General features: G+C 64.9%; 13 protein-coding genes. 6 read left to right on the forward strand and 7 right to left on the reverse strand.

The genetic code is table 11. The annotated features are described in order from the left end of the window. The 6 genes from DFK10_RS16725 to DFK10_RS06070 form a co-directional block, all read right to left on the reverse strand. A partial coding sequence (locus DFK10_RS16725; protein ID WP_146193232.1) for an acetyl-coenzyme A synthetase N-terminal domain-containing protein occupies positions 1–138 on the reverse strand: 138 nt, incomplete at its 3' end. Positions 139–240: 102 nt separating this feature from the next. Further along, the gene (locus DFK10_RS06050) at positions 241–1,014 is read right to left on the reverse strand and encodes an ABC transporter ATP-binding protein (RefSeq protein WP_109387666.1); all 774 of its coding nucleotides are present in this window, start codon (positions 1,012–1,014) and stop codon (positions 241–243) included. A gap of 11 nt (positions 1,015–1,025) precedes the next feature. After that, a complete protein-coding gene (locus DFK10_RS06055) occupies positions 1,026–1,784 on the reverse strand; it encodes an ABC transporter ATP-binding protein (protein WP_109387668.1) in 759 nt (252 codons plus the stop codon). A 12-nt stretch (positions 1,785–1,796) separates the two neighbouring features. Next, positions 1,797–2,996, reverse strand: coding sequence for a branched-chain amino acid ABC transporter permease (locus DFK10_RS06060; protein ID WP_109387670.1), 1,200 nt, complete (start codon positions 2,994–2,996; stop codon positions 1,797–1,799). A gap of 3 nt (positions 2,997–2,999) precedes the next feature. Beyond that, on the reverse strand, positions 3,000–4,031 hold the full coding sequence (locus DFK10_RS06065) for a branched-chain amino acid ABC transporter permease (RefSeq protein WP_109387672.1): 1,032 nt from the start codon (positions 4,029–4,031) through the stop codon (positions 3,000–3,002). Positions 4,032–4,132: 101 nt separating this feature from the next. Beyond that, positions 4,133–5,482: a substrate-binding protein gene (locus DFK10_RS06070; RefSeq protein WP_109387674.1), complete on the reverse strand. Its 1,350-nt coding sequence runs from the start codon at positions 5,480–5,482 to the stop codon at positions 4,133–4,135. A gap of 217 nt (positions 5,483–5,699) precedes the next feature. On the opposite strand from DFK10_RS06070, the gene DFK10_RS06075 reads away from it, so the two are divergent. The 5 genes from DFK10_RS06075 (at position 5,700) to DFK10_RS06095 (ending at position 11,584) form a co-directional block, all read left to right on the forward strand. Next, on the forward strand, positions 5,700–6,992 hold the full coding sequence (locus tag DFK10_RS06075; RefSeq protein WP_109387676.1) for a helix-turn-helix domain-containing protein: 1,293 nt from the start codon (positions 5,700–5,702) through the stop codon (positions 6,990–6,992). A gap of 104 nt (positions 6,993–7,096) precedes the next feature. Further along, positions 7,097–7,462: a response regulator transcription factor gene (locus DFK10_RS06080; RefSeq protein ID WP_109387678.1), complete on the forward strand. Its 366-nt coding sequence runs from the start codon at positions 7,097–7,099 to the stop codon at positions 7,460–7,462. Next, positions 7,459–7,740: a hypothetical protein gene (locus tag DFK10_RS06085; RefSeq protein ID WP_109387680.1), complete on the forward strand. Its 282-nt coding sequence runs from the start codon at positions 7,459–7,461 to the stop codon at positions 7,738–7,740. Before DFK10_RS06080 ends, DFK10_RS06085 begins: the two co-directional genes overlap by 4 nt. Continuing rightward, positions 7,737–10,421, forward strand: a complete 2,685-nt coding sequence (locus DFK10_RS06090; protein WP_109387682.1) for an ATP-binding protein — start codon at positions 7,737–7,739, stop codon at positions 10,419–10,421. The genes DFK10_RS06085 and DFK10_RS06090 overlap by 4 nt, the downstream gene beginning before the upstream one ends. 140 nt (positions 10,422–10,561) lie before the next feature. Next, entirely contained in the window at positions 10,562–11,584 is a 1,023-nt protein-coding gene (locus DFK10_RS06095; protein ID WP_109387684.1) for a FliM/FliN family flagellar motor switch protein, read from the forward strand. On the opposite strand, the gene DFK10_RS06100 is transcribed toward DFK10_RS06095, so the two are convergent. Next, positions 11,561–11,986 (reverse strand): TIGR01244 family sulfur transferase, encoded by a 426-nt coding sequence (locus tag DFK10_RS06100; protein ID WP_109387686.1) that lies wholly within the window; start codon positions 11,984–11,986, stop codon positions 11,561–11,563. The two genes, DFK10_RS06095 and DFK10_RS06100, sit on opposite strands and share 24 nt — an antisense overlap. Positions 11,987–12,098: 112 nt before the next feature. On the opposite strand from DFK10_RS06100, the gene DFK10_RS06105 reads away from it, so the two are divergent. Continuing rightward, the gene (locus DFK10_RS06105) at positions 12,099–12,413 is read left to right on the forward strand and encodes an ArsR/SmtB family transcription factor (protein ID WP_109388024.1); all 315 of its coding nucleotides are present in this window, start codon (positions 12,099–12,101) and stop codon (positions 12,411–12,413) included. The last annotated feature ends 39 nt before the right edge of the window (positions 12,414–12,452 follow it).

A 12,452-nucleotide genomic window follows, 5' to 3' on the forward strand; every position in this document is an offset into this window, starting at 1 on the left:
CCAGTCGACACGACGCCCATGCTCGGCCCAGAACCCCTCCGGATCCGAAACAGACGCCGCATACATCTCCTCATACCGAGACGCATCAACATGCGCACGCGATACAGTCTCGGACGACGGCGGGTAGATTTTGGACATGTCTTCTCTCCCTTGTCTTTCGGGGGACCGCGCGATTGCCTCCCGCAACCGGGTCCGTGATGTCATGTCTGCGCCGCCCGGGCGGGCGGCGCAAGGGGGGCATCAGATAGCGAGGTATTTCGCTCGCAGCGCCTCGTCGTCCAGAACCTCCTGGGCGGAACCGTCATAGACGACCTTGCCGATATCGAGAATCACGGCGCGGTCGGCCAGTTTCAGGGCGGCCACGGCGTTCTGTTCGACGATGATCGTGGTGATGCCCTGGTCGCGGATCATTTCCAGCGTCTTGGCGATCTCCTGCACGATGACCGGGGCCAGACCCTCGTAGGGTTCGTCCAGCAGCAGCACCTTGATGTCGCGGCAAAGCGCCCGGGCGATGGAGAGCATCTGCTGCTCGCCGCCCGACAGCGTCGTGCCTTCCTGGGTGCGACGCTCTTTCAGGCGCGGGAACAATTCGTAGACCCGTTCGATGGACCAGCCGTGGGGCGGGGCGATCTGGGCCAGCTTGAGGTTCTCCTCGACCGTCAGGCCGGGGATGATGCAGCGATCCTCGGGCACCAGCGCGATCCCGTTCTGGGCGGCCTGGTGCGCCTTCATCTCGTGCAGGGGCTGGTGATCGAGCCAGATTTCCCCGTGCTTCAGTTCCGGGTTGCCCATGCGTGCGATTGTGCGCAGGGTCGAGGTCTTGCCGGCCCCGTTGCGGCCCAGCAGGGCGAGGATCTCGCCCTCGTGGATGTCGAAGCTGACGCCCTGTACGATGAAGCTTTCACCGTAATAGGCCTGGATGTCCCAGACGCTGAGATACTTGGCCGAGGTGGCGGCCATGTTGCGGTTCTTGTCGAAAGTTCCCTCGCGGGACAGGTGTTCTACATGTGTCATCGCGGGACTCCTCAGACCTGGGCTTCGCCGAGATACGCTTCGCGCACCTTGGGATGGCCCTTGATGTTGTCGGGGATGTCCTCGACCAGGGGGGTGCCCTGGGCCAGGACGGTGATCCGGTCGGCCAGGCTGAACACCACGTTCATGTCGTGTTCGATGATCGCCATGGTGATGCCGCGCTCGGTGCGGATGTCCTTGAGCAGCTGGATCGTGTTTTCGGTATCGGCGCGGGCCATGCCCGCGGTCGGCTCGTCAAGCAGCAGCAGCTTGGGCTCCTGCACGAGGCACATGGCCATTTCCAGGCGCCGTTTGTCACCGCGCGACAAGGAGCTCGCGGTCATGCCGGATTTCTCCAGCATCTTGACTTCCGCCAGCATTTCCTCGGCCCGGGCGATGACGTCCTTTTCGTGCGGCACGGATTCGATCGCGTGCATACGGAACGCGCCATCGCGCTTGGCGAAGACCGGGATCAGCATGTTTTCCAGCACGGTCAGATCGCCGAAGATCTCGGGCGTCTGGAACACGCGGGAAATGCCCATCTGGTTGATCTCGTGCGGCTTGCGCCCCAGCACAGACTGGCCGTCGAACATGACCGAGCCGCTGTCGGGGATCAGCTTGCCCACCAGGCAGTTGAGCAGGGTGGACTTGCCCGCCCCGTTGGGGCCGATGATGGCGTGGACCGACTTTTCCTCGACCGAGAGGTTCACGTCGCCCAGGGCCTGGAGCCCGCCGAAGCGCTTGTTGACGCCACTGACTTCAAGGATACCCATTGGTCTTTCTCCTTATTCGGCGGGTTCTGTGCCGTCGGCCTTGCCGGCCTCGGACGATTTGGACTTGCGGCGGAACAGGCCGATCAGGCGCTGGCCACCCTCGACGAGGCCACCGGGCAGGAAGATCACGACCAGCATGAACAGGATGCCGAGCGTCAGGTGCCAGCCCTTGCCCACGAAGGGATAGACCAGCGACACCATCACGTCCTCGAACCCGTCGGGCAGGAAGGCGAACCAGTTATGCAGGATGTCCTTGTTGATCTTCGAGACGATGTTCTCGAAATACTTGATGAAGCCCGCACCCAGCACCGGCCCCAGCAGGGTGCCTGCGCCGCCGAGGATCGTCATGATCACGACCTCGCCCGAGGCGGTCCAGAACATGCGTTCAGGGCCGACCTGGGTGTCCATCGCGACCATCAGGCCACCGGCCAGGCCGGCATACATGCCCGAGATGACGAAAGCCGCCAGGGTGTAGGGCTTGGGGCTCAGGCCGGTATAGTTCATCCGTTGCTGGTTGGATTTCACCGCCCGCAGCATCATCCCGAAGGGCGAACGGAAGATGCGGATCGACAGGTAGAAGGCGATCAGCATGGCCACGGCGGCAATGTAGTAACCGAGGTTGAAGGTGAACAGCCAGCTGCCGACCGCCATATCGAAGCCCGAGCTCATCTCGGCCCCCAGCAGGTTGGCGCGGCCGATCTCGCCATCTGCGACATTGCTCAGAAGCGGTGTGTCGGTGCCCTTGATCTGAAGCCCGGTTTCACCGCCCGTCAGCGGGGTCAGAACCGAATAGGCCAGGGCATAGGACATCTGCGCGAAGGCAAGGGTCAGGATCGAGAAGTAGATCCCCGACCGCCGGAGCGAGATGAAGCCCACCAGCAGCGAGAAGGCCCCCGCCAGGATGATCGCGAAGATGATCGCCGGGATCACGTCCAGCGTGAACAGCTTGAGCGACCAGATCGCGGCGTAGGAGCCCACCCCGAGGAAGGCCGCGTGGCCGAAGGACAGGTAGCCGGTCAACCCGAACAGGATGTTGAAGCCGATGGCGAAGATCCCGAAGATCACGAAGCGCTGCATCAGGTCGGGATAGCCGGCATTGAACTGCGCCATGCCCGAGCCTTCGGGGAAGGGGTTGAGGATGAAGGGCGCCAGCATGGTCAGCGCCAGGACGACCAGAAAGAGGGTCGCGTCGTTCTTGTTCAGTCCAAGCATGGCTTAGTCCTCCATCACGCCCTTGCGGCCCATGAGGCCCCGAGGACGGGTCAGCAGAATGATGATGGCAACGAGGTAGATGATGATCTGGTTGATGCCCGGAAGCTTGTCGACCATCCACGGCATGGAGGCGAAGCTTTCGAGGATGCCCAGAAGGAACCCCGCGGCGACGGCGCCGGGAAGGGATCCCATCCCGCCGACCACGACCACCACGAAGCTGAGGACGAGGAAGTCCATGCCCATGTGGTAGTTCGGGGCCACGATCGGTGCATACATGACGCCCGCAAGCCCCGCCACGGCGGCGGCGATGCCGAACATCAGGGTGAACCGCTTGTCGATGTCGATGCCCAGGATGCCCACCGTCTCGCGGTCGGCCATCCCGGCGCGGACGACCATGCCGAAGGTGGTGAATTGCAGGAAGGCGAAGACGGCGGCGATGATCAGGGCGGCGAAGAGGAAATAGACCAGTCGCCAGTAGGGATACATGATCGTCAGCGGGTCGAAGCCGAGCCAGACGCCGAAATCGAGGCTGCCGGTAAAGGCCTCGGGGGCGGGGGTCTGGATCGGGTTGGCACCGAAGAAATACTTGATGACCTCTTGCAGCACGATGGCCAGGCCGAAGGTCACGAGGATCTGGTCGGCATGGGGGCGCTTGTAGAAATGCTTGATCAGCCCGCGCTCCATGATGAAGCCGACGCCGATCATCACCGGGATCGCGAAGAGGATCGAGATCGGAACCGCCCAGTCGATGATCGTCTGCCCGGCGGCTTCGCCGAACCAGTCGTAGACATAGGGCACGTCGACCTTGAGCGGGTTGCCCAGGAAGTCGGTCCGGGTCTCGTCAATGACGGTATGGCTGGCCGACAGGATGCGGGACATGATCACGGCACAGAACGAGCCGAGCATGAACAGCGCCCCGTGGGCGAAGTTGACGACACCCAGCGTGCCGAAAATGAGCGTGAGCCCGAGCGCGATCAGCGCATAGGCAGAGCCCTTGTCGAGCCCGTTGAGAATTTGGACGATGATCTGATCCATGGATCCGGCTGCCTCTTGCAGGAGGGTAGGGGGTCGGAGGCCCGCGCGCTGTGCAGGGCGGGCCTCCGGGTCATGTTTTAAGGTCTGTCAGCCGGCGCGGGTCACGCGCCGTTGTTGCAGGTGCCCAACGTGGCGGCCGCACCACCCATCTGCGGGTGATCGGGCGCGTAGGTGACCTGCTCGACCGGGGTGACTTCGACGATTTCGAGAAGGTCGAATTCACTCTGCGGGTTCTCTTTCCCGCGCACGACGAGAACGTCCTTGAAGCACTGGTGGTCTTCGGCACGGTAGAGGGTCGGGCCGTTGCCCAGACCGTCGAACTCGTAGCCTTCGAGGGCCTCGGCGACGGCGCAGGGCGCGAAGCTGCCCGCACGGGTGACCGCATCGGCATAAAGCAGCGTCTGCACGTAGCAGGTATGCGCCGCCTGGGACGGCGGGAAGCCGTATTTTTCACCGAAGGAGCGCACGAAGGCCTGGCTGCCTTCATCCTGCAGCGACCAGTGCCAGTTCGTCGAGCCGTAGATGCCCTTGACGTTGGCGCCGGCACCACGGGCCATCAGGCGCGAGTAGAGCGGCACGACGATCTCGAAGTTCTTGCCGTTGGCCATCGCGTCGCGCAGACCGAACTGAACGGCATTGGTCAGCGAGTTGACCATGTTGCCGCCATAGTGGTTCAGAACCAGAACGTCGGCGCCCGAGTTCAGAACCGGTGCGATGTAGGAGCTGAAGTCGGTCTGGGTCAGCGGCGTTTTCACGGCGTTGACGGTTTCCCAGCCCATGGCCTCGGTCGAGGAGCGCACGGCTTCTTCGGTGGTGTAGCCCCAGTTGTAGTCGGCGGTCAGGTGATAGGCCTTGCGGTCGGTGCCATAGGCATTGGCCAGCACCGGGGCGAGGGCCGCGCCGGACATGTAGGAGTTGAAGAAGTGACGGAACCCGTTGGCCTTGCGGTCCTTGCCGGTCGTGTCGTTGGAGTGGGTCAGACCGGCCATGAAGATGACGCCGGCCTCCTGGCAGAGCGCCTGCACGGCAACGGCCACGCCCGAGGACGAGCCGCCTGTGATCATCACCGCGCCGTCCTTCTCGATCATCGAACGGGCCGAGGCGCGCGCGGCGTCGGACTTGGTCTGGGTGTCGCCGGTCACGTAATCGACGCGCTTGCCCATGATGCCGGTGCCGTCCAGCACCTTCGAGGAGAAGGTGTTGAGCATCCCGCCATCGCCGCCGCCATTGAGGTGCTCGACGGCCAGCTCATAGGCGCGAAGCTCGTCGGCGCCCTCATCGGCATAAGGGCCGGTCTGAGGCACGTTGAAACCCAGCGTCACGGAATCGCCGGTCGGCGCATTGGTGAAACCGCTGTCCTGCGCGCGCAGATAGGTCGGCAGAGTAAGGCCGGCCCCGGCGAGGGCGCCGGTCTTGAGCACACCGCGGCGCGTGAAGTTAGATTTGGACATTTATATCCTCCCTTGGTGAGACATGTCCGGGGCCTCCTCGCCCGGGACACGAGGCGCAATTTGCGCAGGGTCAGTATTCGGGGGGAAAGAAAACTTCTCAATAAGCCTGTCAAAGGTAACAAGTTTTTTGTAAAAGGTTAGACGCGGCGCTGCGAAAAGATGTAAACACTTTTTCTCGCGACCGCAGAAACGCGATGGAATCGTTGAGGGAATCGAGATGCCCGAGCGTCAATTGACGGGAACCCGCCTGCGCAACCGCCGCATCGACCGGGGCATGAAGCAATCCGCCCTGGCACAGGCCGTGGGTATATCGCCGTCCTACCTGAACCTGATCGAACATAACCGCCGCAGAATCGGCGGCAAGCTGCTGTCGGACATCGCGCGCGAACTGGCGGTAGAGCCGGAAATGCTGGTCGAGGGCACCGCCAGCGCCGTGCGGATCCCGTTGCAGGAGGCGGCGGCCGAGTTTCGCTCCGCGGCCCCGGAGGAGGCCCGGATCGACGAATTGGTGGCGCGGCTTCCCGGCTGGGCCGCGCTGATCGGTGCCCAGCAGGACCGCATCGCCCAGCTGGAGGCGCGGGTGCAGCGCCTGACCGACCGGCTGACCCATGACCCGCAGGTCGCCAGCGCCCTGCACGAGGTGATCTCGACCGTCACCGCGATCCGGTCGACCGCCTCGATCCTTGTGGACTCCGAAGACCTTGACCGTGACTGGCAGGCAAGGTTCCACCGCAACCTCGATACCGACAGTCTGCGCCTGTCCGAAAGCAGCCAGGCGCTGATGGGGTATCTCGACATGAATGCCGATGCCGCCGCACAGGTGCAGTCTCCGCTTGAAATCGCAGAGGCCGAGATGGCCGCACGCGGCTACGCCTATCCCGAACTCGAGCGGGGTGAGGCCAGCCCCGAGGCGCTGAGCGCGGATCTGCCCGACCCCCGGGCGCGCGAGATTCTGCGCAACTGGCTGTCGATCTTCGCCGAGGATGCCCGCCACCTGCCCGCCGAGGCCTTTGCCCCGGCTGCGCGCAAGCTGGCGCATGACCCGCTGCGTTTGGCGCGCATGTTCGATCAGCCGCTCGACCGGGTCTTTCGCCGCCTTGCGGCCCTGCCAGAGGATGGCGACCACCCTGTGATGGGGCTGGCGATCTGCGATCAGGCCGGGGTGGTGGTGTTCCAGAAGCCGGTGATGGAGTTCCACCTGCCACGGTCGGCCGCGGCCTGCCCGTTCTGGCCGGTCTTCCAGGCGCTCACGCAGCCGGGCCGCCCGGTGCGCCGCATCGTCGGGTTGCCGGGGGCGTCGGGCACGGCCTTCGACTGTGCCGCCGTGGCCCGCGATTTCGGTGCGCCCAGCTTCGACGGCCCAAGCCAGGTCGTCGCGACCATGCTGGTGCGACCGGCCCGGCCCGAAACGGACCGTGCACCGGCGCTGGTCGGGCCGGGGTGCCGTGTCTGCCCGGTCGAGGGTTGCACGGCCCGGCGTCAGCCCAGCCTCTTGCAGGACGGGACCTGACCCGACCGCGGCAGGCCTTTCCGAAAGGGTTTTGACGTTGCGCGGAAAGGGTGTGATAAACAAGCACTTCCCTTGGGAGGGGGAGGACAAGGGAGGACAACGCCATGGGCCGCCGTGTGCTGTTGATCGAGGACGAGCCGAACATCATCGAGGCGATCAGCTTCATCCTGAGCAAGGATGGCTGGACCGTGCATACCCATGCCGATGGCGAAACCGCCGTGGACCGGGTGCGCGACGGCGCGCCCGACCTGCTGATCCTCGACGTGATGCTGCCCGGGCGCAGCGGCTTCGACATCCTGCGCGAGTTGCGCGAGGGCGATGCGCCGGACCTGCCCATCCTGATGCTGACGGCCCGTGGCCAGCAGCGCGACCGTGACATGGCCGAGCAACTGGGTGCCACCCGCTTCATGACCAAGCCGTTCTCGAATTCCGAAGTGCTCGAAACCGTGCGGGCGCTGGCCGGCCCATGAACGGCCCGCGCCGCATCGAGTATCTCGAGCGCGACACCTATCGGCAGCGCCGCTATCGCGACGCCGCACGCGCCTTGCCGGTCTTTGCCACGATATTGTTTTTCCTGCCCCTTTTTTGGGATTGGGAGGCTGGGACCGGGATCCGGCCCAGCGTTCTGATCGTCTACCTTTTCGGGATGTGGTTGGCGTTGATTTCGCTATCGGCCCTGATTTCCTATCTCATTCGCTTTTCGGATGGTGACAGCAGGGACTCTCCGACAGAGGGTGACGACAGATGATTTCGTTCAATCTTCTGATCGTGGTGTCGCTGGCCTATGTGGCCTTCCTGTTCCTGGTGGCCTTCGCCGCCGAACGCCGGGCCAAGCGTGATCGGGGCCGGTGGCTGCGCAACCCTCTGGTCTATACCCTCTCGCTGTCGATCTATTGCACCGCCTGGACCTTTTATGGCGCCGTGGGCTACGCCGCGCGGTCGGGTTTCGAATACCTGACGATCTACCTGGGGCCGACGATCATCATGATCGGTTGGTGGTGGATCCTGCGCAAGCTGGTCCGGATCGGCAAGACCCAGCGCATCACCTCGGTCGCCGACCTGATCTCGTCGCGCTTCGGCAAATCCACCGTGCTGGGCGTTCTGGTCACGGTGCTGGCCGTCGTCGGCACCACGCCCTACATCGCGCTGCAACTGCAATCGGTCACGCAATCGCTTGCCGTCTTCGCCGCCGAGCCGGGGTCGGGCTGGGACGGCCGGGACTTCGACAGCGCCGCGGTCTGGATCGCCGTGGGGCTGGCGGTGTTCACCCTGATCTTTGGCACGCGGAATCTGGACGTGAACGAACGCCATCATGGTGTGGTCATGGCCGTTGCTGTCGAGGCGGTGGTCAAGCTCTTCGCGCTGGTGGCGGTCGGGGTCTTCGTCGTTTGGGGGATGGCCGGCGGCGTGGGCGAGATGTTGGACCGCATCGACGCCGCCGTGATCGCCGAATGGCACCCGGTGCCACACCGCTGGGTCGGGCTGATCTTCCTGTCGGCGGCGGCATTCCTGACGCTGCCGCGGATGTTCCAGGTCATGGTCGTGGAGAATTCCGACGAAAAGCACTTGGTCACCGCAAGCTGGGCCTTTCCCCTATATGTCCTGATCATGAGCCTGTTCGTGGTGCCGATCGCGGTGACCGGGCTCGACCTTTTGCCGGAGGGGTCGAACCCGGACCTTTTCGTGCTGACCATTCCGTTGACAACGGGCAACGAGGGGCTGGCGATCCTGTCCTTCCTCGGCGGGTTCTCATCGGCCACCTCCATGGTGATCGTCGCGACAATCGCGCTGGCCACCATGGTGTCCAACCACATCATCGCGCCGATCTGGCTGAGCTCGACCCAGCAGGGCGCGGCGCTGTCAGGGGACGTGCGCGGCGTGATCGTGCTGTCACGGCGGCTGTCCATCGCGATGATCCTGATGCTGGGCTATCTTTACTTTCGCCTGTCGGGGGGTGGAGCCGCGCTGGCGGCGATCGGGCTGATTTCCTTTGCCGGGGTCGTGCAGGTGCTGCCGGCAATGATCGCAGGCATCTTCTGGCGCGGCGCGAACCGGATTGGGGCCGGCACCGGTATCGTGATCGGGTTCGCGATCTGGGCCTGGACCCTGTTCCTGCCCAGTTTCGGGCCCGGGGCCGTGCTGTCCGAGGCGGTGATGGCCGAAGGGCCCTTCGGCCTGGCCTGGCTGCGGCCCTATGCGTTGTTCGGCATCACCGGGCTGGACCCGGTCATCCACGCTGTTTTCTGGTCCGTGTTCTTCAACACCGTCGCGTTGGTCATGCTGTCGGTTCTGACCTTTCCGAACCCGATGGAACGCCTGCAGGGGGCCCAGTTCGTCAATGTTTTCGAGCATTCGGCGGGTGCCCGCACCTGGTCGCAGGGCGCCGCCCGCGCCGAGGACCTGCTGATCATGGCGCAGCGCATCATCGGCCACGGAGAGGCGCAGGAGATGTTCCGCCAGGAAGCCCGCGCGCAGGGCATCCACGGCTACCTGCCCGAGGTCACGCCCGAGCTGATCGGGCGGCTGGAACGCACCCTGGCGGGGTCTGTCGGTGCCGCCACGGCCCACGCGATGGTCGGGCAGCTGACCGGGTCGGCGGCGGTGTCGGTCGAGGACCTGATCGCCGTCGCCGACGAGACGGCGCAGATCGTCGAATATTCCAACCAGCTGGAAGCCAAGAGCGCCGAGCAGGAACGCACCGCCCGGGCCCTGCGCGAAGCCAATGAAAAGCTGACCGCGATCTCGATCCAGAAGGACGCCTTCCTGAGCCAGATCAGCCACGAATTGCGGACACCGATGACCTCGATCCGATCCTTCTCGGAGATCCTTAGAGAAGGAGAGATCGAGCCGGAGGCCCGCAGCCGCTTTGCCGGGATTATCCATGAAGAGGCGACGCGCCTGACCCGGTTGCTCGATGACCTGCTGGATCTGTCCTACCTGGAGAATGGCCAGGTGCAGCTTGACGTGGCGCGCGGCAGTCTTGCCTCGGTGCTGGACCGGGCGGTGATGGCGGCAGGCCTGTCCGCCGGGCGGCTTGTCCTGAATCGGGACAGCACCCGCGAGGCGGTTCAGATCGAAACCGACCTGCAGCGCCTGACACAGGTTTTCATCAACCTGATTTCCAACGCTGCAAAATATTGCGACGCGGCGCAGCCGGAACTGACGATCCGTGTTCTGGACGATGGTGACCTGTGCCAGGTCGATTTCATCGACAACGGCACGCCGTTGGATGCGGATGCGCAGGTTCTGATCTTCGAGAAGTTTTCGCGTCTGGCCGATGAAAGCAAGGCCGGGGGCGCTGGGCTGGGCCTGGCGATCTGCCGTCAGATCATGGACTCGCTGGGGGGTGAGATCACCTACCTTCCGGGGCAGGGCGGGCCTGCTTTCCGCGTGACCTTGCGCCGTGCCGCGCAGCTCGCCGCGCAATAGGTGGCCGCAGGCGCGTTCGTGACACGTTAGCGGCTTGGTAACGGTCGCGCGGCTAATCTGCGCGGGATGATATGGCGGTTTCGGCGACGTGGCGCCCGGACCGCCCCCAGACGAATACATAAAAGGACGAGGCAGGCGACATGACAGGCCCCAACCCCGCCCTCGCGCGCCTCTTGCGCAAGGCGGATGCGTCCGCAGAGGATGCCGGCGCCCCGTTGCAGCCGGCCGGACCGGGGCGCGCGTTCCGCGTTGGCCTGCTGCGGGCCGCGGACCGCGCCATTGGCCTGTCGCTGACCGTTCTGGGCCTGTCGGACGAGGTTGAAAGCCCGGATGAGCTTGTGTCCGAAGGGCCCGTGGGATGGGTGCTGTTCGGACTTTGTGCCCCCGGTGAAACGGGGCTGGCGGGCCTCATCATGCTGGATCCGGCCCTGCGCACCGCCATGATCGAGGTGCAGACCATGGGCGTCCTGTTGGATGCGGCGGAATCCGACCGTCCCGTCACAGCCACCGATGCTGCCCTGTCGCGCCCGGTTGTCGCTGAATTCCTGCGCGAGCTGGCGGGCATGGACCGGCCCGAATTTCCCGCTGCGATGGCCGACTGGAGCCTTCGGCCCCTGCCGGACCTGCGCGCGGCAGAGCTGATGCTGCGCGACGTGGCATACCGCAATTGGCAGGCGTCGGTTCAAATCGGCGGCACAGATCGCCAGGGGGGCCTGCGGCTGGCCCTCGCCCAGGGCGCGACAACGGTGGAGGGATCGACCGATGGTGAGAACGAAGACTGGGCGCAGGCCCTTCGTTCCAGTCTTGAACAGGCCCCGGTCGAGTTGGAGGCCGTGTTGGGCCGACTGACCCTGCCCCTGTCGGATGTGGACCGGTTCGAGTCCGGACAGCTCCTGCCGCTGGGCGCGCTTTCGCTCGCCGCCGTGCGGCTGGAATGTGCCGGCACGCCTTTGCCCGGTCAGGTGAGACTGGGCCAGATGTCCGGGTTGCGTGCCGTGCGGCTGGAACGCCCGGCCCAGGAGATGCAGGAGCTGGGACGCCCCAACGATCTCGCCGGGACGTCCGCTGGAACCGCGGCGCTGGGAAACGAGACCCCCGCCGAACCCGGGGTGTCTGCGACCGGCGCCGATGACCCGGTGTTATCGTCCGGCGAAGGCCTCTAGCTGGGGCCGCAAGGGGGCAAGATCGTAGCCCGCCCGCGCTGTGGCCTCCAGCACTTCGTCCACCCCCAGCGATCCGGCGCGTCCCAGCGCCCAGAGGATCGAAGACCGTGTGCCCGAGGCGCAATAGGCCAGCACCGGGCCATTCCCCGCGTCGATGACCTGCATCTGCCGGGCGATGGTGTCGGGTCCGATTGTGGGGTGGGTCACCGGATGAATCACGAAGTCCAGCCCCGCTGCCTTCGCCGCTTCGGCCATCACCGCCGCGTGATGGCTGGGCGGATTTTCCTCGTCCGGGCGGTTGCAGATCACCGTGCGATAGCCCGCCGCCGCGATGGCAGGAAGGTCGGACGGGTCGATCTGGGGCGAGACGGCATGGTCGGGGCTGAGTTCACGGATATCCATGACCTTGATCTAGGGCGGATCGGGCGCCCCTGTCCAGTAGCTCCAGGGCGCTGGGGACGGAAAATGTATCACTAACTTGAAATACGTTTTTCTGTTGGTTATCTTACGCGCCATGGATATGAGTCCCGACCGTCTGAACGCCATGGATACTGCCGCCACCGAGGCCGCGGACATCCTCAAGGCCTTGTCGAATCCGCAGCGCCTGCGCCTGCTTTGCGCTTTGGTCGCGGGACCCCGTAGCGTTGGGGAATTGGAAAAAACCCTCGACGCCAGCCAGTCCTACGTGTCCGGGCAATTGGCGCGCTTGCGCTCCGAGGGGCTGGTGCGCGCCGAGCGCGATGGGCGCACGATCCATTATTCGCTGGCCGATACCCGCGTGGTGCCGATCATCGAACGGCTCTACGAAGTGTTCTGCCCCACCCCCTGATCCGCTGGACAGCAAGGCACAAAACTGGGCTTGCAGCCG

Origin of the sequence: Salibaculum griseiflavum, from assembly GCF_003129565.1 — a bacterium.
GTDB classification, from domain to species: domain Bacteria; phylum Pseudomonadota; class Alphaproteobacteria; order Rhodobacterales; family Rhodobacteraceae; genus Salibaculum; species Salibaculum griseiflavum.

Coding starts and splice junctions, on each gene's coding strand:
- DFK10_RS06050 (WP_109387666.1), bottom strand. CDS start 1,014: ATGACACATGTAGAACACCTGTCCCGCGAGGGAACTTTCGACAAGAAC.
- DFK10_RS06055 (WP_109387668.1), bottom strand. CDS start 1,784: ATGGGTATCCTTGAAGTCAGTGGCGTCAACAAGCGCTTCGGCGGGCTC.
- DFK10_RS06060 (WP_109387670.1), bottom strand. CDS start 2,996: ATGCTTGGACTGAACAAGAACGACGCGACCCTCTTTCTGGTCGTCCTG.
- DFK10_RS06065 (WP_109387672.1), bottom strand. CDS start 4,031: ATGGATCAGATCATCGTCCAAATTCTCAACGGGCTCGACAAGGGCTCT.
- DFK10_RS06070 (WP_109387674.1), bottom strand. CDS start 5,482: ATGTCCAAATCTAACTTCACGCGCCGCGGTGTGCTCAAGACCGGCGCC.
- DFK10_RS06075 (WP_109387676.1), top strand. CDS start 5,700: ATGCCCGAGCGTCAATTGACGGGAACCCGCCTGCGCAACCGCCGCATC.
- DFK10_RS06080 (WP_109387678.1), top strand. CDS start 7,097: ATGGGCCGCCGTGTGCTGTTGATCGAGGACGAGCCGAACATCATCGAG.
- DFK10_RS06085 (WP_109387680.1), top strand. CDS start 7,459: ATGAACGGCCCGCGCCGCATCGAGTATCTCGAGCGCGACACCTATCGG.
- DFK10_RS06090 (WP_109387682.1), top strand. CDS start 7,737: ATGATTTCGTTCAATCTTCTGATCGTGGTGTCGCTGGCCTATGTGGCC.
- DFK10_RS06095 (WP_109387684.1), top strand. CDS start 10,562: ATGACAGGCCCCAACCCCGCCCTCGCGCGCCTCTTGCGCAAGGCGGAT.
- DFK10_RS06100 (WP_109387686.1), bottom strand. CDS start 11,986: ATGGATATCCGTGAACTCAGCCCCGACCATGCCGTCTCGCCCCAGATC.
- DFK10_RS06105 (WP_109388024.1), top strand. CDS start 12,099: ATGGATATGAGTCCCGACCGTCTGAACGCCATGGATACTGCCGCCACC.